The 19,225-nt window shown below is 73.3% G+C and carries 10 protein-coding genes and 2 pseudogenes; 7 read left to right on the top strand and 5 right to left on the bottom strand.

Annotation, left to right across the window (positions count from 1 at the left end):
- Window positions 1-259 precede the first annotated feature (259 nt).
- The 4 genes and pseudogenes from ACFC0B_RS07985 to ACFC0B_RS07970 all read left to right on the top strand — a co-directional run.
- Window positions 260-880: pseudogene (locus tag ACFC0B_RS07985) on the top strand (serine protease); the annotation flags it as partial.
- 210 nt (window positions 881-1,090) lie between these two features.
- Window positions 1,091-1,813, top strand: a pseudogene (locus ACFC0B_RS07980) (putative Ig domain-containing protein); the annotation flags it as partial.
- Window positions 1,814-1,994: 181 nt separating this feature from the next.
- Window positions 1,995-2,552, top strand: a complete 558-nt coding sequence (locus ACFC0B_RS07975; RefSeq protein WP_376083693.1) for a SigE family RNA polymerase sigma factor — start codon at window positions 1,995-1,997, stop codon at window positions 2,550-2,552.
- A complete protein-coding gene (locus tag ACFC0B_RS07970; protein WP_376083691.1) occupies window positions 2,542-3,777 on the top strand; it encodes a hypothetical protein in 1,236 nt (411 codons plus the stop codon). The genes ACFC0B_RS07975 and ACFC0B_RS07970 overlap by 11 nt, the downstream gene beginning before the upstream one ends.
- 71 nt (window positions 3,778-3,848) lie before the next feature.
- Here ACFC0B_RS07970 and ACFC0B_RS07965 read toward each other — a convergent pair whose 3' ends face one another.
- Together ACFC0B_RS07965 and ACFC0B_RS07960 are read right to left on the bottom strand one after the other, a co-directional pair.
- The gene (locus ACFC0B_RS07965; protein ID WP_376083689.1) at window positions 3,849-5,708 is read right to left on the bottom strand and encodes a CocE/NonD family hydrolase; all 1,860 of its coding nucleotides are present in this window, start codon (window positions 5,706-5,708) and stop codon (window positions 3,849-3,851) included.
- Between the two features lie 188 nt (window positions 5,709-5,896).
- The gene (locus tag ACFC0B_RS07960; protein ID WP_376083687.1) at window positions 5,897-6,826 is read right to left on the bottom strand and encodes a hydrolase; all 930 of its coding nucleotides are present in this window, start codon (window positions 6,824-6,826) and stop codon (window positions 5,897-5,899) included.
- 196 nt (window positions 6,827-7,022) lie between these two features.
- Here ACFC0B_RS07960 and ACFC0B_RS07955 point away from each other — a divergent pair, with 196 nt between their 5' ends.
- Window positions 7,023-8,126 (top strand): HoxN/HupN/NixA family nickel/cobalt transporter, encoded by a 1,104-nt coding sequence (locus ACFC0B_RS07955; RefSeq protein WP_376083685.1) that lies wholly within the window; start codon window positions 7,023-7,025, stop codon window positions 8,124-8,126.
- A gap of 120 nt (window positions 8,127-8,246) precedes the next feature.
- Here ACFC0B_RS07955 and ACFC0B_RS07950 read toward each other — a convergent pair whose 3' ends face one another.
- From ACFC0B_RS07950 to ACFC0B_RS07940, 3 genes are all read right to left on the bottom strand, one after another.
- Window positions 8,247-14,480 (bottom strand): DNRLRE domain-containing protein, encoded by a 6,234-nt coding sequence (locus ACFC0B_RS07950; protein WP_376083683.1) that lies wholly within the window; start codon window positions 14,478-14,480, stop codon window positions 8,247-8,249.
- 242 nt (window positions 14,481-14,722) lie between these two features.
- Window positions 14,723-14,995 (bottom strand): hypothetical protein, encoded by a 273-nt coding sequence (locus ACFC0B_RS07945; RefSeq protein WP_376083682.1) that lies wholly within the window; start codon window positions 14,993-14,995, stop codon window positions 14,723-14,725.
- A gap of 8 nt (window positions 14,996-15,003) precedes the next feature.
- Window positions 15,004-15,246: a hypothetical protein gene (locus ACFC0B_RS07940; RefSeq protein WP_376083681.1), complete on the bottom strand. Its 243-nt coding sequence runs from the start codon at window positions 15,244-15,246 to the stop codon at window positions 15,004-15,006.
- A 332-nt stretch (window positions 15,247-15,578) separates the two neighbouring features.
- Between ACFC0B_RS07940 and ACFC0B_RS07935 the strand changes: the two genes are divergently transcribed.
- Entirely contained in the window at window positions 15,579-16,568 is a 990-nt protein-coding gene (locus ACFC0B_RS07935; protein WP_376083679.1) for a LuxR C-terminal-related transcriptional regulator, read from the top strand.
- A gap of 219 nt (window positions 16,569-16,787) precedes the next feature.
- The gene (locus ACFC0B_RS07930; RefSeq protein WP_376083677.1) at window positions 16,788-19,217 is read left to right on the top strand and encodes an endonuclease/exonuclease/phosphatase family protein; all 2,430 of its coding nucleotides are present in this window, start codon (window positions 16,788-16,790) and stop codon (window positions 19,215-19,217) included.
- Window positions 19,218-19,225: the final 8 nt, after the last annotated feature.

The raw sequence follows: 19,225 nt of genomic DNA, 5'->3' as shown, positions 1-19,225 counted from the left end.
CGGGGGCCGCGCCCCGGACTTTGCGGGCTGTGGGGGGGGTGGATCGATCGTTGCCGCCCACCCGGGGGGCCGGCGGGGGGCTGGGGGGGGGGGTGTGGGGGCGGGGCGGGGGGGGCCGGCCCGTCACCGCTCGTTGAGGCATGCCTGCTCCGAGTGACTTCTGTCCGGATGGTTGACCAATTGAAGTGGTCATGGCACTTTCGTGCGGCGCGGGCGTCCGCAACCGGTCGTACGCCCCGCATCCCCCACAAGGAGAGCCATGTTCACAAGACTTGCCGCCGCGTCCGCCGCGAGCGCTGTCATTGCCGGGGTCCTGACCTCCGTGGCAGTCGCGCCCGCGCAGGCGGTGCAGGCCGGTGACCTGACGTCCACCATCGCGCTGAGCAACTGCTCCGCCTCGCTGGTGCGTTACCCCTCCTCGGTCGACACCGACCGGGCCCTCATGCTCACCAACGGCCACTGCCTGCCGACCATGCCGTCCGCCGGGCAGGTCATCCAGAACCAGACCGCCAGCCGCAGCGGGACCCTGCTCAACGCCTCGGGCGGCTCCCTCGGCACCGTGACGGCGGACAAGATCCTCTACGCCACGATGACCGGCACGGACGTCGCGCTGTACCAGCTCACCGACACCTTCGGGTCGATCACCTCCAAGTTCGGCGCGACGGCGCTGACCGTCAGCGACACCCACCCGGTCGACGGCTCGGCGATGTTCATACCGTCCTCGTACTGGAAGCAGACCTGGAACTGCTCCATCAACGGCTTCGTCGGCACGCTGCGCGAGGACGCCTGGACCTGGCGCGACTCGCTGCGCTACAGCTCCGGCTGCAACACCACCCACGGCACCTCGGGTTCGCCGATCGTCGACGCCGCGACGAAGAAGGTCGTCGGCATCAACAACACCGGCAACGACGACGGCCAGATGTGCACGCTCAACAACCCCTGCGAGGTGGCGGCCGACGGCACCACCACGGCGCACCAGGGCCAGAGCTACGGCCAGGAGACCTACTGGTTCACCACCTGCCTCGGCAACGGGCGCGTCATCGACCTCAACGTCAGCGGCTGCCTGCTGACGAAGCCCGCGGGCAGCGGCTCCGTCTCGGTCGTGAACCCGGGCAACCAGTCCACGGCGGTGGGCGGTTCGGCGAACCTCCAGATCCAGGCGAGCGGCGGCTCGACGCCGTACACCTACACGGCCACCGGCCTGCCGACCGGGCTGTCGATCAACGCCTCCACCGGCGTGATCAGCGGCACCGCGACCACGGCGGGCACGTACAACGTGACCGTCACCGCCAAGGACACGGCCGCCAAGTCGGGCAGCACGAGCTTCACGTGGGTGGTCACCGGTGGCGGTGGCGGCACCTGCACGCCGGCGCAGCTGCTCGGCAACGCGGGCTTCGAGACGGGTACGGCCGCGCCGTGGACGACCTCCAGCGGTGTGGTCGACAGCTCGTCCTCGCAGGCGCCGCACGGCGGGACGTGGAAGGCGTGGCTGAACGGCTACGGGTCGACCCACACCGACACGCTGTCTCAGACGGTGTCGATCCCGGCGGGCTGCAGGGCGACGCTGAGCTTCTACCTGCACATCGACACCGGCGAGTCCGGCTCGACGGCGTACGACAAGCTGTCGGTCCAGGTCAACGGCACCGCGCTGAAGACCTACTCGAACGTCGACGCGGCCGCCGGCTACCAGCTGCGGACCTTCGACCTGTCGGCCTACGCGGGCCAGACGGTGACCCTCAAGTTCACCGGCACCGAGGACGCCTCGCTGCAGACCAGCTTCGTGATCGACGACACCTCGATCGCCACCAGCTGACCCGGTAGCCACCCCACCACCGGCCGCCCGGCCCCGAGCCGGGCGGCCGACGCGTCGGGCCCCGCTCCCGGGGGCGGGTGGTGGTAGCGCCGCTCCCCGTGGGGAGGATGGTTGGCGGCAGGGGAGGGGGCAGGGCGGTTTCCTGTGCCACAAGAACCATGGGTGATCGCGTTAGAAGGGCATGGAGCACATATTGGCGGCCGAGCAGGGGTCACCGCCCGGGGAGGCGCTCGAGTTTCCGGCCTTCGTGGCGTCGCGGGGGCGCCAGCTGTTGCGGACGGCGTTTCTCCTCACCGGGGGTGACGCGCATCTCGCCGAGGACCTGGTGCAGGAGGCGCTCGGCCGGGTCTTCGTGAAGTGGCGGCGGATCTCGCGGCTGGAGAACCCCAGCGGCTACGCGCAGACCGTCCTGGTGAACACCTTCCTCTCGCACCGCCGCCGGCGCAGCAGCACCGAGCGGGTTACCGACGTCCTGCCGGACGTCGCCGCCGTCGACCCGGACCCCGCGTTGCGGCTCACCCTGTTGCGGGCGCTCGGGGAGTTGCCGGCGCAGGACCGGGCGGTGCTGGTGCTGCGGTTCTGGGAGGACCGGAGCGTGGAGGAGACGGCGGCGGCGCTGCGGCTGAGCAGCACCGCCGTGCGCTCGCGCAGCAGCCGGGCGCTGGTCCGGATGCGGGGTGCGCTGGGGGCGGAGTCGGTGGCGGCGATGGAGAGGGCGGGGTTGGGTCATGCCGGTTGAGGAGGATTTCGAGGCGGAGTTCGGCCGCGTGCTGCGCGGCGCGGCCGCCCTCGCGCCGGACGGTGCGCTGGTGGGCCTGGCCGTCGGGGCGGAACGGCGCGGGCGCCGCCGCCGCGGCCGGCGGCGGGCCGCGCTGGTGGGCGCTCTGGCGGTGGCGGTGCTGGTGGCCGGCGGTGCGGGGGTGCTCGCCGATGACGCGGGGAGGACGCTGTTCGGGCCCGCGGCCGGGCCGGAGCAGCCGATGACCGTCGAGGAGGTGGTGCAGCTGGTGACCGGGCTCCTGCCGCCGGGGTCGGTGAAGTCGACGTTCGCGGAGACGCCCGGCAGCCCGAAGGCGTCACGGGGCGAGTACCAGAACTTCGGGATTCTGGAGTTCGACGACGGCAGGGGCATGAGCGTCGTCGTCTACAGCGTCAACCGCGGCACGCAGAGTCCCGAGGAGGCGGCCCGCTGCTCGGATCCGTTCACCACACCGCAGGACTCCTGCGAGCGCACCGTCCGGGAGGACGGCTCGGTCGTGGTGATCGACAAGCGGCGGGACAGCAGCCTCCCCGACCAGCGGCAGTGGCAGGGGACGTGGGCGATGCCCGACGGCACCGTGGTCCGGGTCACCGAGTACAACGGACAGCCGTCCACCCCGACGCGGGAGGAACCGCCGCTGGACGCCGGGCAGTTGGAGCGGATGGTGACCTCGTCCGCCTGGGCCCGGGTGGTCGCCGCGATGCCGCCGAACCCCGAGGCGCCGAAGGGGCGGAAGGGGAGCACACCGACGGACGCGCCGGCGATGCCGTCCCCGGCCGAGCTGCTCGCGACGCTCAGCGGGCTGCTCCCGCCCGGCACGACGCCGTCCGGGTCGGACGAGCAGCACGCCACGCTGACGGTCACGGCCGGCGAGCGGACCAGCCGGGTCTCGGTCCTCGTCGAACCGCCCGGGCAGCGGGGCCGCGACGACAGGAAGGGCGCCGAGGAGGGCCTGCCGACCCCGCTGGAGGTGCGGGAGAAGCTGCCCGACGGCACCCTGGTCGTCACCAACCGCTTCGGCAACGGCAAGACCGCCACCGGTCCGGTGCTGCACTGGACGGCGGAGGTGTACTACCCGGACGGCCGCAGCGTGCGGCTCTACGAGTGGAACGGCGAGAACAGCTACGACTTCCGCCCCGGCGAGCCGGCGCTCTCGGTGGACCAGCTCAAGGCCGCCGTCCTGGCGCCCGACTGGCGGAGGTGACCGGCCCGGCCCGGCCTTGACCGGGGCCTGGCCGGCCCCCTGATCCGCGAGCCCGCCGGCGGGCTCGCGGATCAGGGGGCTCCGCGGGGGATGCGGTGGCGCCATTCCCTGGTGAAGACGGTGTTGCCCGCCTCCTCGGCGCGGAGTTGGGTGTGGGCGGTCAGGTGGGTGGGGTCGCAGCGGAGTTCGGTGCGGGTGTGGACGGTGGTGTCCCAGCCGAGGGCGGGGCGTTCGAGGCGGACGGTGCGGTCGGTGCGGGCGCGGGCGCTGAGGGGGGTGGCGGTGAGGACGCGGTAGGCGGTGACGGTCTGTTCGGTGCGGACCAGGCCGTCGGGGTGGGTGCGGGTGCCGTCGGTGGTTGGGGAGAGTTCGGTGCGCCATTCGCGGCGGCCGATGTCGTGGACGGTGACGCGTTCGGGGTGGGCGGTGAGCGGTTCGGTGAGGTGGAGCGGGGGCGGGAGGGGGAGGGTGGGGGAGCGGAAGGTGAGGTCGTCGGTGGGGGCGGCGGGCCGGCGGACGGGGACGGTGAGGGCCGAGCGGGAGGGGTCGAGGGCGAAGCCGGCCGGTTCGGGGCCGGGCCAGATCCACGGCCAGTAGGTGGAGGAGAGGGCGAGCCGCAGGTGGTGGCCGGTGGGGACGGTGGCGCCGGTCGGGGCGAGGTCCACGGTGGTGTCGGTATCGGAAGGGGCGGCGAGCGCGCGGACGCCGCGGGTGAGCAGCGTCGAGGTGCCGTCGGGGGCGACGGCGCAGAGGCGGGCGGCGATCAGCGCGGGGCCGGCGGCCGGGTGGAGGTGCAGGGTCAGGGACGGGGAACCGAGCAGGTCCAGGGGCTCGGGCAGCGGGCGGGAGTCGAAGCAGACCGAGCGGCCGTCATCCTCGCGCTGGTCGGGCGGCTGGTCGGCGGGGCGGCCGAGCGGGACGTGGGCGCCGGCGTCGAGGCCGGTGTGCTGCGGCGAGCGGACGTGCACCCAGCGGTCCTCGGAGGCGGTGCCGGCGGTGCGCAGCGGGCCGTCGAGGCCGTAGTGGACCTCGCGGACCCCGGGGGAGGGCCAGGGGTCGTCGCCGGTCCACCGACCGGCGCGCCAGCTGCGCACGGCGGGGGCGGCGAGGGCGCCGGCGTCGATGTCGCGCAGCCAGTGGTCGTACCAGCGCAGGGCCTCGGGGAGGAGTTCGTCGGGCAGGCCGTGCGGCCAGGGGCCGAGGACGGCGCGCACGGCGGGCCCGGTGGTGGCGGCGGCGAGGGCGAGGACGGTGGCGGCGGACGGGTCGGACCAGCCGGCGGCGGCCAGGGTGGGGACGGCGGCGACCGGTGCGGGGGCCGGGGCGGCGGCGAGCCAGTCGGCGAGCGGCGGTTCGAGGGCGTCGAGCCGGGCCAGCCACATCGCCCGCCAGGCGTCGCCGACGTACCGCGGGTCCGGCGGGCGGGCCGCGTCGGCGAGCCGGTCGGTGGCGCGGGTGTGGCCGCCGGAGGCGAGGACGGCGCCGCCGAGGCGGTGCGGGCCGTCGGGGCAGACGACGACCGCCGCGTGGACGGCGTCCGGGGCGAGGGCGGCCAGGCGCAGGGCGGTCTCCCCGGCGGCGCCGGTGCCGAGCAGGCCGACCCGGCCGCTGCACCAGGGCCGGGCGGCGAGCCAGCGGACGACCTCGGCGCCGTCGCCGGCGAGGCCGTCGGCGGTGGGCGGGACGCCGCCGGAGTTGCCGTGGCCGCGGGCGTCGACCCGGACGGCGGCGTGGCCGTGGCCGGCGATCCAGGGGTGGCGGCGGGCGTCGTCGGTGGCGGTCCAGTCGGTGAGGCGGCCGGTGGAGTACTCCAGCACCACGGGGACGGGCTCCTCGGTCACCGGGCGCCAGAGGCGGGCGAACAGCTCGGTGCCGTCGGGGAGGGGGACGCGCAGGTCCTCGCGGGTGGTGCGGTAGGGGTACGAGGGCATGGCCGCTCCATCGGGTCCCGGTCGGTGCGCATCGGTGCACATCGGCGTGGATCGGCGCGGATCCCTGTGGATCGGCGTGGATCGGCGAGGATCGGTGCGCATCGGTGCGGATCATTCCGACAGTAGGGGAGGAAGCGGGCGCGCGCCCGGCGAAGGGGCGGTCGGGCGCGCGGGAGGCGGCAGGGGTGTCAGGCCTTGCTCAGCCAGGCGGTGGCGTTGAGGGCGAGGGCGGCGTCGGTGCCGGCCGGGTCGTTCCAGCCGTCGTGCAGCGCGTTGTGCGGTTGCCCGGTGCCGTCCTCGGGGGGCGAGCTGTCGCCCCAGGCGGCGATCCGGCCGTTGCCGAAGGTGCTGGTGACGAAGAAGGCGCCGGTGTTCCCGGAGGAGTCCGGCCGGTAGACGATGCCCTTGACCGTCGGGTTGTCGGCGGGGTGCAGGGTCATCGTGGTCCCGTCGCGGATGATCGAGCCGGTGACGGTGCCGAACGGGCCGTGCAGCACCGGGTCGGCCGGGTCGTCGACGGCGCGCGGGTTCTCGTTGTGGATCTTCACGAGGTCGACGCTGAACCCGAAGGGGTCGCTGTTGTCGACGCCGTTGTTCGTGAACAGGTCGTTGATGATCGCGGGCGAGTCGAAACCGTCGTTGTTGCGATCGCTCATGGTGTGGTCGGAGATCAGGAACAGCCCTCCGCCGTTCTGGACGAAGTGCATCAGGGCGGCCTTCTCGTCGGGCGTGAACCTGATGTTCGGCTCGGGGATCACCACGGTGTCGAAGTTGGCCAGGTCCAGCGGGGCGCCGGTGCCGAAGGTGAAGGTGCCGCCGGGCGGCAGGGTCTTCAGGCTGTACTGGCCGGTCTGCTGGAGGGCGATGCCCCAGGAGGACAGCGCGCCGGTCCAGTTCTTGTCGGTGGTGGGGTGGGCGTTCTCGGCCAGCGGATCGGGCTGGGCGGTGGAGACGATCCAGTCGGCGTTGCCGGCCGTCTCGGCCTTGCTGTTGTCGAACAGCACGCGGTGGGTCGTGACGGCGGAGGCGGTGGGCGTCACAGGGGCGCCGGGTGCCGTGAGGCCGACGGTGACTAAGGCCGTCGCGAGCAGTGCGGCGGCCGTGCGCAGGCGGGGCATGAGCGGTACCTCCCGAGGGGCGAGCGTGCGGGAGGTGAGGCCGGTACTCCCATCATCCTCCTGTTCGACTGCCACCCGGTGACCAGTTCGTAATTGCGCATGACTTGCAACTAATTGCGGCGAGAAGGAAAGATGGCCCAGCTCCGAGGCCCGGACAGGCCCCCGGAGCTACGACGGCCTCATGAAAGGACCCCCGATGACCGGCCCCCGCTGGCGCGACCGGCTCACCCGTGAGGAGTGGATCCGCCTCGCAGGCATGGGCGGCTTCATCCTCGCCCTGCACGTGATCGGCTGGTTCACCCTGCTGGCGCTCGTCGCGCCCGAGCAGTACGACGTCGGCGGCCAGGTCTTCGGCGCCGGCATGGGCCTCACCGCGTACACCCTCGGCATGCGGCACGCCTTCGACGCCGACCACATCGCCGCCATCGACAACACCACCCGCAAGCTGATGGGCCAGGGCAAGCGGCCGCTGTCGGTCGGCTTCTGGTTCTCCCTGGGCCACTCGTCGATCGTCTTCGGCCTCTGCGCGCTGCTCGCCTTCGGCATCCGCTCGCTGGCCGGCCAGATCGAGTCGGACGACTCCACCCTGCACGAGACCACCGGCCTGATCGGCGTCACCGTCTCCGGCACCTTCCTGCTCGCCCTCGGCCTGATCAACCTGGGCGCGTTCAACGGCATCCTCAAGGTCTTCCGCCGGATGCGCGAGGGCGAGTTCGACGAGGCCGAGCTGGAGGCGCAGCTGGAGAAGCGCGGCTTCATGAACCGCATCCTCGGCCGGGTGACCAGGGCCGTCACCAAGCCCTGGCACATGTACCCGGTCGGGCTGCTCTTCGGCCTGGGCTTCGACACCGCCACCGAGGTGTCGCTGCTGGTGCTGGCCGGCGGCGCGGCGGCGTTCCAGCTGCCCTGGTACGCGCTGCTGGTGCTGCCGATCCTGTTCGCCGCCGGGATGAGCCTGCTGGACACCATCGACGGCTCCTTCATGAACTTCGCCTACGAGTGGGCGTTCTCCAAGCCGGTCCGCAAGATCTACTACAACCTGACCGTCACCGGCCTCTCCGTGCTGGTCGCCCTGGTCATCGGCTCGATCGAGCTGATCGGGCTGCTCGGCGAGAAGCTCGACATCACCAGCGGGCCGGTCGGCTGGATCGGCGAGCTGAACCTCGACCTCGTCGGCTACGCCATCGTGGGCCTCTTCGTGCTGACCTGGGCGGCGGCGATCGCCTACTGGAAGTTCGGCAACGTCGAGGAGAAGTGGTCCGCCGGGCTCACCGCCGCGGCGGCCGACAAGGCCGAGTAGCGCGGGAGCCGGATCCGGGAGCGCAGCGCGGAAGGCCCGCCCGACCTGGTGGTCGGGCGGGCCTTCCGTTTCGGGCCTTCCGTTCTGTTTCGGGCCTCCGGCCTCAGCCGGGCGTCCGGATCAGCAGCTGTACGTCCAGGACCGCACGCCCGGGAAGGGCAGCGAGTTCCAGCCGGCCGCGCCGATGGCGATCGCCAGGCACCGGTGGTGGTAGTACGCCTTCGAGGCCATGTGCTGGACGTAGCCGGAGTAGGCGCCCGCCGCGAGGGCGAAGCCCGCGCCGACCGGTCCGAGCAGGCCCACGCCGACCCAGATGGGGCCGTAGACGTAGTGGGCGTTGCGGCCGATCTTCCCGGTGTACGCGCGGTTGAAGTAGAAGGTGAGCTGCGCCAGGTACTTCAGTCCGCGCCAGCCGAAGTGCGCCTCCATGTGCGCCCAGAGCCGGCCCCAGGAGTAGTAGCGGGTCTTCGACCAGCTCCAGCGCCCGTCCAGGTCGAAGGAGTTCACCGGGTCGGTCGGGTAGGTGTAGGCGTTGGCGTTGCCGCCCGGGACCGGGTCGGCCTGCAGGAACCGGCCGAGGCTCGGGTCGTACAGTCGCGAGCCCATCAGGATGACGCCGCTGGCGGTGGAGGAGTCGCGCTGCTCGCCGCCGACCCAGCCGTAGCCGGTCACCGGGTCGCCGAGGCTGACGCCGTACTCGTCGAAGACGCGCACGCTCAGCGACTGGGCCGGGTCCAGCGGGAGCTGGACGGACACGTCACCGTGCAGGTTGGTGAGCTGCAGGACGGTGCCGTCGGTGGCGCCGGTGATGGCGCCGAGGGTGCCGCCGAGGTCGGTCACGCTGCGGGCGACCGCGCCGTTGCCGGCCTTGGACCAGGTGGGGCTGTCACAGGCGCAGCCGTAGTGGTTCACGCTGGTGGCCGTGGTGCTCCAGGTGCCGTCGCCGGCCTGGGTCTCGGTGGTGCGGGAGGCCAGGCGGCCGGCCGCGTCCAGCGCCCAGGTGCTGCGCTGGGTGCCCGAGGTCTCGGTGCGGACCAGGTCGTTGGCGTAGTAGCCGAACTGGGCGCCCTTGGGGTGGGTGGTGGTGCGGCCGAAGGCGTCGTAGACGGCGCCCTTCAGCCGGTCGGCCGAGTCGTACAGCGAGCCCACCGTGCTGCTGGTGGAGTCGACGGTGGCCGGGTCGCAGTCCTCCTTGGTGGTGGTCAGCGCGGTCCGGTTGCTGTTCTTGTCGAACGTGTAGGCGCGGGTGGTGCAGCCGCCCAGGGCCTTGTCGGCGGCCTTGGTGAGGCGGCCGGAGGCGTCGTAGCCGAAGGCCGACTCGACGCTGGCGCCGGCGGTCAGCGCGTGCCCGGCCTGCTGGCCGTGGACGGTGAAGTCGGCGTAGTCGGCCAGCACGACGGTGCCGTCGGCGGCGGTGTAGACCTTGCCGGTGAGGATGCCCTGGGTGTCGTAGGTGTTGGTGAGGACGTAGCCGCCGGGCAGGGTCTGCTTGGTGAGCCTGCCCTCGGAGTCGTACTCGGCGGTCATGGTGCCCGCCACCGAGTCCGTGAGGGACTGCGTCCGGCCGTAGCCGTCGTAGGCCAGGGTGGTGGTGGACGGGGCCGAGTCGCCGCGCTTGACCGGGCGGTCCGCCACGTCGTACTCGGTGGTGGTGACGCTGCCGGCGCCGTCGTCGTAGCCGACGACACGGCCGAGCCTGTCGTACGCCGTCTTCACGGTGGTGGTGCCGTTGGAGGTGCTGAGGGTCCGGCCGGTGGCGGCGTCGTACCCGATGGTGGTGTCCGGCACCGCGGTTCCGGTGCCGCCGGTCACCGCGACCTTGGTGGTGCGGCCGGCCGCGTCGGTGGTCGTGGTGGTGGTGCGGGTGACGCCGTTGGCGGTCTCCCGGACCACGGCCGGACGGCCGTAGCGGTCGTACTCGGTGGTGCTGGTCGGGGTCTCCGCCGGGTTGCTCCCGGCGTCGGTCGCCGCGGCGGCCGGGCCGGTGGCGCAGGGCAGGTCGGCCCACTCCGGGCGGCCGGCGCAGGCGCCGGTGCCGGTGGCGGACCAGTAGGTGGTGACGGTGGTGCCGACGTCGGTGCCGTTCGAGTTGGGCAGGGAGGTCCTGACGGCCCGGCCCTGGCCGTCGTAGGCGACCGTCTTGGTGAGCTTCAGGCCCGCCGGGTCCTCGGTGGTCCGGGTGGCCAGGCCCTTGGCCCAGTCGTAGGCGGTGGCGGTGGTCCGGACGTCCGCGTCGGCGGCGTAGCCCTCGACGCGCGCGCCGATGGTGGCGGTGGTGGGCTCGTTGCTGACCGCGGCGTCGGCCGGGCGGCCCTCGTCGTAGGCGGTCGCGGTGTGCGTCCGGGCCGGGAGCTCGTCGCCGGCCGGGCGGGCCGGGCTGGAGCCGGAGGCGGCCAGGTCCCGCTCCAGGGTGACCAGGTGCAGCGGGCCGAACTCGTCGGTCTGCCGCTCGCCGTCCGCCGAGTAGACGGTCAGGGTGGACAGCGCCTGGGCGCGGTCGGCGGTGCTCGCCTTGTCGAGGCCGAGCGCGCTCAGCCTGGCCAGGCCCTCGGGGGAGGTGGACAGCGCGAGCGCCCGGTTCTCCGCGCTCAGCTTGCGCACCGAGTTGCCGAAGGCGTCGTACTCGGTGGTGGTGACGCCACCCGCGGAGGCGGTGTTGACCTCGCGGCCGGAGGCGTTGGTGTAGGTGATGCCCGCCTTGGCGAAGTCGCCCGAGCCGAGCAGCCGGCCGTCGTGGCTGGCCGGCGGCGCGTCGGCGGGGAAGATCGCGGTGGCGTCGGTGGGCGCGTTGGTCTGGCCCCACGCGGCGACGTCCGTGATGCCCAGCTTGTACGGGGCGTTGGCGCCGCTCAGCGGCACGTCGTAGACCAGGTTGGTCGCGGCGGTGCCGTTCACCACGTCGGTGCTGCCCTGCTGGAGGGACGGCCGGGAGGCCGCCAGCAGCATGCCCTCACCGGCGGTGGCGGCGTTGCCGGCCTTGCCGTAGGTGAAGGTCCAGGCGAGCTCGCCGGGCGGGGTCAGGGTGATGACCCGGCCGGCCGCGTCGTAGCTGTACGCGGTCTTCAGCGCGGGGCTGATCCGCGGGTCCCACTCCTCGCGCAGGCGGGTCATGTCGTCGTAGCGGTACTCGGCGACGGCGACCGCGGTGGCCGCGGTGGCACCCGGCAGGTCGGACCAGAGGCGGACCTGCTTCACCTGGCCGGCCACGTCGCCGAGCGCGGCGGTGGTGGCGGTGGTGGCGTCGGCGTAGACGTACTCCAGGACCCGGCAGCCGTTGGCGGCGGGGTTGGCGGCGCAGGTGGAGTTGGCGACGGCCGTGGTCGGCGCGACGACGAACTTCGGGCGGGCCAGGGTCTTCCCGCCGACGACGACCTTCTCCGAGACCACGGTGGTGGTGGAGTTGTCGGTGGCCGTCGAGGAGGTGGTGACCTGCCAGGTGGTGGCGGCCGGGTCGACCTTGGCGAAGTCCGTGGTGGCGCCGTTGGTGCTCTTCAGGGTGAAGGTGCCGGTGAGCGCGCCGGTCAGGGTGAGCGTCTCCGCGCCGGGCTCGGGCTTCCAGCCGCCGCCGGTGGTGGCGGTGAAGCCGGTCTCGCGGCCGGTGGCGTCGACGACGGACACCGAGGTGGGCGAGGTCTGCCGGACGTACGCCCAGTCCGAGGCGGTGAGCTCGGCCATGGTGCCGGCGCTCCACTGCGGGCCGAAGATGGCCGCCTGGCCCTCCTGCGCGGCGCCGTTCTCGGGGTGCCGGGAGGAGAAGGTGCGGCCGGTGCTCAGGCCGAAGGCGGCGGCGTCGTTCGCGGTGAGGGTGTAGTCGCCGGTGAGGGTGTTGACCCGGCCCGGGCCGACCTCGGCGTCCGGCGCGTTGCCGCCGTTGCGGTCGACGGTGATGGTGTTGGGCTCCGAGGCGTCGGTGCCGGTGCCGACGGTGAAGACCGCGCGGACGTCGACCGGGCCGTCGGTGGCCAGGGTGTCGGTGAGGTTCCAGGTCAGCGGCGCGGGCTTGCCGCCGGTGACCGCGAACGGCCAGGCGGCGACGGCGCCGCCGGTGGCGGTGGTGACGTTGGCGACCGGGATGTCGGTCCAGGCGGCCGTCTCGCCGCGGCGGTACTGGTAGCGCACGCCGGTCGCGGTGGTCTGGCCCTCGGCCGCCAGCGTGGTGCGGCGGGCCGACCGCTCGCCGGCGCCGGGCGAGGTGAGGGCGGCGCCCTTGCCCGCGTTGAACACGTAGGTGGTGTCCGCGGAGACGTTGCCCGCCGCGTCGCGGGTGTGCGCGGTGACGGTGTGCTGGCCGCCCTTGAAGGTGAGTGCCGCGTTCACCGGCGCGCCGGTGGTCGGGACGGTCACCCAGGCGCCGCCGTCCAGCCGGTACTGGATGTCCTTCACGTCGCCGGCCGGCGGGGTGAAGGTGAAGGAGCCGGTGAAGTTGCCGGAGGCGTCCGGGGAACCGGCCCACTGGCCGGCCGGGAAGTCGCCGGAGGAGACGGCGGTGGTGGCCGGGGCGGTGGTGTCCACGGTGAAGGTGCGGAAGCCGGACCAGGCGCTGTTGGCGGTGCCGTCCCAGGAGCGGGAGCGCCACTTGTAGCCGCCGGCCGGCAGCGCGGTGCCCGGGGTCCAGGTGAAGGTCGAGCCGGAGGCCGCGTAGGCGGTGCGGCCGGACTGCAGGGCGGCGGTGCCGTTGGACGCCCAGACCTCGAAGTCGAGCAGGACGTTGCCGCCGTCAGGGTCGGTCGCCTTGGCCGACAGGGTCGGCGTGGAGTCGCCGGTCAGCGCGCCGTTCGCCGGGGAGACCAGGGTGGAGACGGCCGGGGCGGTGTTGTAGGTCACCGACAGGTACGGCGTGCTGGAGGCGGCGTTGCCGGAGTAGAACTTCTTCCAGCCGTACGGGTCGTTCTCGTCGGTGGCCCGGATGCCCAGGGTGTTGTTGGCGTTGCCGTTGCCGGCCCAGGCCTGCACCAGCGAGGTGATGTCGGTGTTGGTCCAGCCGTCGGCGCAGGCGCTGGAGTAGCCCTTGGTCGCCGTGGTGGAGGCCCACTTGCGGTTCCAGCCGGGCTGGGCCGTCCAGCGGGAGGCGGTGGTCGCCGTGCCGGTGTCCCAGATCTCCCAGCTCTTGGCGGTGCAGGACCAGGAGTGGAACTCGTACAGGTTGAGCTTGGCGGCGGTGACCTGCTTGCCGCTGATGGTGCCCATCGGGAACTGCAGGAAGGAGCGGGCCACCTGGCCGGAGCCGTTGTTGCCCAGCTTCAGCTCGGTCTGCGAGGAGACGTCGGTGCCGTAACCCTCCTGGACGAAGGTGTCGAAGCCGACGCCGATGTTGACCGCGGGGTCGATGGTGACCGGGTACCGGGTCTTCGGGTCGTTGAGGAACGCCGCGTCCGGGGTGAGCGTGAGATCGACGGCGTTGCCGTTCTGGGTGACCTTCAGCGCGACCGGGGCGGTGCGGACGTGGTCGCCGCTGCGCTCGTCGACCTGCGCGTCCCACATCACCGGGGCGGGCAGCTGGCCCTTCTCCTCGCCGGTCTTCGGGTCGAGGAAGGAGACCGAGTTGTCCTCGTTGTGGCGGGCCTGCAGGCCCGCCGCGTCCAGGGTCATCGTGACGGTGCCGTTGGCGCCGACCGCGGAGCGGTCCTTGAGCTCCAGGAACTGCTCGAAGCCGGTCCGGGTGGACTCGATGATCAGGTCCGTCGCGGTGAGCGCGTTCTCGTAGCGGGCCTTGGTGCCGTCCACCGTGGGGGCGGGCAGGGTGCCGCGCCAGGACAGCGACATGGCGGTGCCGCTGCCGTTGTCCAGCGAGACCAGCGGGACGGACGGGGCCTGCTGGTCGCCCGCCGGGGCGCCGGCCGCCTTGAACTTGGAGGCGGCGGCGGGCGGGGTGGCGCCGGCCAGCGAGAGGCCGAGCGGGTGGCCCTTGGCCTTGACGGACCCGTCGGGCTGCTGGGCCAGGGTGACGTCGATCGGCTGGAGCCTGCCGGAGCTGTCCTTGTACCGGACCGGGCCGGTGGCCATGTCCAGGGTGGTGGTGCCGTCCGGGTTGATCCAGCTGGTGGTGGACTCGGTGCGCTCGCCGACCACCTCGATCCGGCGGTTCTCCAGCCGGGCCTTGAGGTGGGCGGAGGCGATGTCCTGGGCCTCGGCGGGGCCGAGGGCCTGCGCGGACCTGGGGGCGGCGGGCTTGTCCGGGCTGACGGCGAAGGACTGGCCGCTGGTCAGGGCGACGACGGCGGTCTCGGCGGCCAGGACGACCGCCAGCGCGACGGCGGTGTTGCGCAGCACGCCGTTGCGGCGGCGTGACGCGGGGACGGCTGGCACGGTGTCCCCGGCGCGGGGCCGGGGTGGTGTGCCGGTCGGGTGAGACATGGAGCTCCTCGACGGTCTTGGGTGAGGGGGGTTCGTTGTCGACGGCGACGCGCGCCCGTCCATCCGGGCACGGCGGCGCGGACCCGGGGGGACCGGGCCCGGACGGGCCGTACTGGATGGGCGTGCGCATGTCATGAGGCCGGTCGTGCCGGTAGGCATGAATCGGCCAAATTTGCGAGTGAGGGCAACCGTCCGAAAACCGGACGGAAGATCAGGAAGTGTCTGGCGGAGGGCCCGGCGGCCTACGGTGGAGCCGCCACCGCGTAGCGGCGCACGGGACCCTCCGCCAGTGCCCGGTCGAGCAGGGCGTGTGCCCGCAGCTCGGCCGCCTCCCGGTCGGGCGCGCGGACGTACAGCACCAGGCCGACGCCTCCCGGGACGGCTCCGGCGCGCACGTGTTCCAGGCCGTCGCCCGGAACCGCGCGCGCCCACAGGGCGTCCTGGACGCCGGCGGGTCCGGCCTCGCCCGTCGGCGCGGTCGAGACGTCCAGGAGAGTCAGATGGACGGCGAACATGGGAACGGTCAGTCCCAGCCGATGCCCGGCCCGTCGGCCGGAGCGGTGTCCCAGCCGATGATCCGGACGCTCGGGGCGTCCCAGCCGATGCCGGGGCCGTCCCAGCCGATCCCCGGCCCGGCGGCGGGGGCGGTGGCGGCGAGGGTGACGGCGGCCGCGGCGGCCTGCGGGGCGGAGAAGGCCGGGGCGGCGGCGGTGGCGAGGGAGAGCGCGAGGGCGGCGACGGCGAGCAGCCGGACGGTCTTCGGCACGGCGGTTCCTGTTCTGTGCACGGTGGTTCAGGGCGTGGTGGGCGGTGCGTTGCGCGCAGACCGAATACTTCCGGTACCGGGCCCGCCGCGGGAGGGTGATCGGCGGGCAGCATCCGGCCAGGCAGCATGCTGCAACCCCGCGGCGGCAACCGGGGGTGGCGCGGTCGGCCGGGCACCGTCCACGGAACAGACCGGATGGTCTGGTTCTGGGTGGGTGACCGGATCGCCCCTTGTGGCGGCGTGTGCACCGGCGGAAGATCGGGGATCGGCGGCCCGGGCGGACACACCGTTCGGGGTGGGGGGATGCTGTGTGACGATCAGGGGTCGTTGACGTGCTGGAACTGCTGGGCCTGGACGCCACCGCGGAAGCCGTGTACCGCGAGATGCTCGCGGATCCGGAGGGCGGAGTGGCCGAACTCTGTGAACGCCTCGACATCTCCGAATCCGTCGTGCGGGCGGCCCTCGACCGCCTCGGCGACCTGACCCTGCTGCGGGCCTCCCGGGAGCGCCCGGGGGCCCTGTGGCCGGTCAGCCCGGAGCGCGGACTGGAGCTGCTGCTGCGCCGTCAGGAGGAGGAACTCGCCCGCCGGCAGCAGGAGCTGGCCGTCTCCAAGGCCGCCGTGGCGCGCGCCGTCGCGGAGTACGCCACGCTCCGCTCGGCCACCCTGGTGGACGGCGGCGAGCGGTTGGTCGGCCTCGACGCCATCCAGTCCAAGCTGGAGGTGCTGACCGCCCGGCTGACCACCGAGTGCCTGGGCGTGATGCCGGGCGGCGCGCAGTCCGCGGCCAGCCTGGCCGCCTCCCGCCCGCTCGACGAGGACGCCCTGCGGCGCGGCGTCAGCCTGCGCACCATCTACCAGGACAGCGTCCGCAACGACCCGGAGACCTTCGCCTACACCCAGTGGATGGCCTCGCTGGGCGGCCGGGTCCGCACCGCCCCGGTGCTGCCGCCGCGGATGCTGGTCTTCGACGGGACCACCGCCGTGGTGCCGATCGACCCGGAGAACACCCGGGCCGGCGCGCTGTGCACCGAGGAGCCCGGGATCGTCGCCTCGCTGGTCGCGCTGTTCGAGCAGACCTGGGAGACGGCCGTCCCGCTCGGCGGCGACCCCCGCCCCGAGGACGCCGCCACCGGGCTGAGCCCCGGCGAGCGCGAACTGCTGCGGCTGCTGTCCACCGGGCTGACCGACGACGCGGCGGCCAAGCGGCTGGGCGTCTCGGTGCGCACGGTACGGCGGCAGATGGCGGCGCTGATGGAGCGTCTGGAGGCGGCGAGCCGCTTCGAGGCGGGTCTGAAGGCCGCTCAGCGGGGCTGGCTGTAGTCGCCCGGGGCGGCCGTCGCGGCCGCGGGGCGACGATTGTCGGACGTAACGGAGAAGTTCACTTCCGGGCTCTTGTCCGGCCATTTTCTACGCGCGTATCTTTGGGCGCTGCGGGGGGCGGTTCCCGGCTTCCGCACGGCTTTCTACGCGGGTAGCGGGGCCCTGCGCGCGGTGCGCCCGGCCGACCGACCCTCACCCACAGCTAGGAGTCCCGTTCCGGTGACCACCCCCACTGCTCCCCGTCCGCGCTCCCGCCGCGCGCTGCTGCGCGCCGCGGTCCTCCCGGCCGGTCTGGCCGCCTCCCTGGTGCTGGCCCCGCTGCCGGCCGCCGTGGCCGCGCCCTCCGCCGACGCGCTGATCGCCGAGGTCTACGGCGGTGGCGGCAACTCGGGCGCCACCCTGAAGAACGACTTCGTCGAGCTGGCCAACAAGGGCGGCGCCGCCTTCGGCCTGGACGGCTGGAGCGTCCAGTACATATCCGCCGCCCCCGGCGCCAACTCCCAGTGGGGCGTCACCCCGCTGACCGGGTCGATCGCCCCCGGCGGGCGCTACCTGGTCGCCGAGTCGGCCGGAGCGGCGGGCACCGTCGAGCTGCCCACCCCGGACGCGGCCGGCTCGCTGGCGCTCTCCGGCACCAGCGGCACCGTCGCGCTGGTCCGCGGCACCGACCCGCTGACCTGCAAGACCGCCGCCGACTGCGCCGCCGACGCGCGGGTGCGCGACCTCGTCGGCTTCGGCACCGCCGTGGTCCACGAGGGCTCGGCCTCGGTGCCCGGCGCCTCCAACACCGCCTCGGTGGCCCGCAAGGCCGGCCTGCCCGACACCGACGACAACGCGGCCGACCTCGCGGCCGGCGCCCCGACGCCGACCAACAGCCGCGGCGAGGTCGCCGAGGGCTCCACCCCGACCGGCCCGACCGAGCCGGGCACCGTGCGGATCCACGACATCCAGGGGCGGACCCGGGTGTCGGACCGCACCGGCAAGACCGTCGCGGGCGTGCCCGGTGTCGTCACCGGCGTGCGCGCCTACGGCTCCAAGGGCTTCTGGATCCAGGACACCGCCCCGGACGCCGACCCGGCCACCAGCGAGGGCATCTTCGTCTACACCGGCTCCGCCAACCCGACCGTCAAGGTCGGCGACTCGGTGCTGGTCACCGGCAAGGTGACGGAGTACTACCCGAACTTCAACGGCGGCTCGCAGTCGCTGACCCAGCTGAGCAACCCGGCCGTCACCGTGGTCTCCTCCGGCAACCCGCTGCCGGCCGCGGTGGTCGTCGACACCCGCAACATCCCCGGCACCTACAGCCCCCGGGCCGGCGCCGACGGCACCGTCAACGGCGTCACCCTGGACCCGGAGAAGTACACCCTCGACTTCTACGAGTCGCTGGAGGGCATGCTCGTCGAGGTCCGCGACGTTCGGGTGGTCCAGGCCACCGACAAGTACAACGAGCTGTGGGTGGCCGCCGACCAGCAGGACCAGAAGAGCAAGCGCGGCGGCCTGCTCTACGAGTCCTACGCCGAGCCGAACGTCGGCCGCCTGATGGTCCAGCAGCAGGCCCCGGTCTCCCAGCAGCCCTTCCCGGTCGCCAACGTCGGGGACGTGCTGACCGGTACCACCTCCGGCCCGCTGGACTACAACCAGTTCGGCGGCTACACCCTGGTCGCCGGCGCCCTCGGCGCGCTCCAGGACAACCACCTGCAGCGCGAGGTCACCGCGCAGGCCGGCGAGCGCGAACTCACCGTCGCCACCTACAACGTGGAGAACCTGGCCGCCACCAACCCCGACGCCAAGTTCGCCGAGCTGGCCGCCGGGATCGTCACCCACCTGCGCTCGCCCGACGTCGTCGCCCTGGAGGAGATCCAGGACAACAACGGTGCCAAGAACGACGGCACGGTGGACGCGAGCGCGACCGTCGCCAAGTTCGTCGCCGCGATCAAGGCGGCCGGCGGCCCGGCGTACGACTGGCGCTCGGTCGACCCGCAGGACGGCAAGGACGGCGGCGAGCCCGGCGGCAACATCCGCCAGGTCTTCCTGTTCAACCCGCAGCGGGTCTCCTTCACCGACATCCCGGGCGGTGACGCCACCACCGCCGTGGACGTCGCCGGCACCGGCGCCGCCGCCTCGCTGACCGCCTCGCCCGGCCGGATCGCCCCCGCCGACGCGGCGTGGGCCAACAGCCGCAAGCCGCTGGTGGGCCAGTTCTCCTTCCGCGGCAAGAAGGTCTTCGTCATCGCCAACCACTTCAACAGCAAGGGCGGCGACCAGGGCATCGACAGCCGCTTCCAGGCCCCGACCCGCTCCTCCGAGGTCCAGCGGATCGCCCAGGCCACCGTCGAGCAGGCCTTCGTCGCCAAGCTGCTGGCCGCCGACAAGGAGGCCAAGGTGGTCTCGGTCGGCGACTTCAACGACTACCAGTTCTCGCCCGCGCTGGCCGCGCTCACCAAGGACGGCGTGCTGCGCGACCTGGTGAACGAGCTGCCGGAGAAGGAGCAGTACTCGTACGTCTACCAGGGCAACTCGCAGGTGCTGGACCACATCCTGGTCAGCCCGGAGGTCGGGTACGCCAAGTACGACGTGGTGCACATCAACGCCGAGTTCGCCCGGCAGGCGAGCGACCACGACCCGCAGGTGGTCCGCATCAAGCCGTGAGGCGGACG

The organism is Kitasatospora sp. NPDC056184, from assembly GCF_042268405.1.
GTDB lineage: Bacteria > Actinomycetota > Actinomycetes > Streptomycetales > Streptomycetaceae > Kitasatospora.
The sequence above is the reverse complement of the archived record's forward strand: the minus strand, read 5'-3'. Positions and strand labels throughout refer to the sequence as shown.

Coding starts and splice junctions, on each gene's coding strand:
- ACFC0B_RS07975 (WP_376083693.1), top strand. CDS start 1,995: ATGGAGCACATATTGGCGGCCGAGCAGGGGTCACCGCCCGGGGAGGCG.
- ACFC0B_RS07970 (WP_376083691.1), top strand. CDS start 2,542: ATGCCGGTTGAGGAGGATTTCGAGGCGGAGTTCGGCCGCGTGCTGCGC.
- ACFC0B_RS07945 (WP_376083682.1), bottom strand. CDS start 14,995: ATGTTCGCCGTCCATCTGACTCTCCTGGACGTCTCGACCGCGCCGACG.
- ACFC0B_RS07960 (WP_376083687.1), bottom strand. CDS start 6,826: ATGCCCCGCCTGCGCACGGCCGCCGCACTGCTCGCGACGGCCTTAGTC.
- ACFC0B_RS07965 (WP_376083689.1), bottom strand. CDS start 5,708: ATGCCCTCGTACCCCTACCGCACCACCCGCGAGGACCTGCGCGTCCCC.
- ACFC0B_RS07955 (WP_376083685.1), top strand. CDS start 7,023: ATGACCGGCCCCCGCTGGCGCGACCGGCTCACCCGTGAGGAGTGGATC.
- ACFC0B_RS07950 (WP_376083683.1), bottom strand. CDS start 14,480: ATGTCTCACCCGACCGGCACACCACCCCGGCCCCGCGCCGGGGACACC.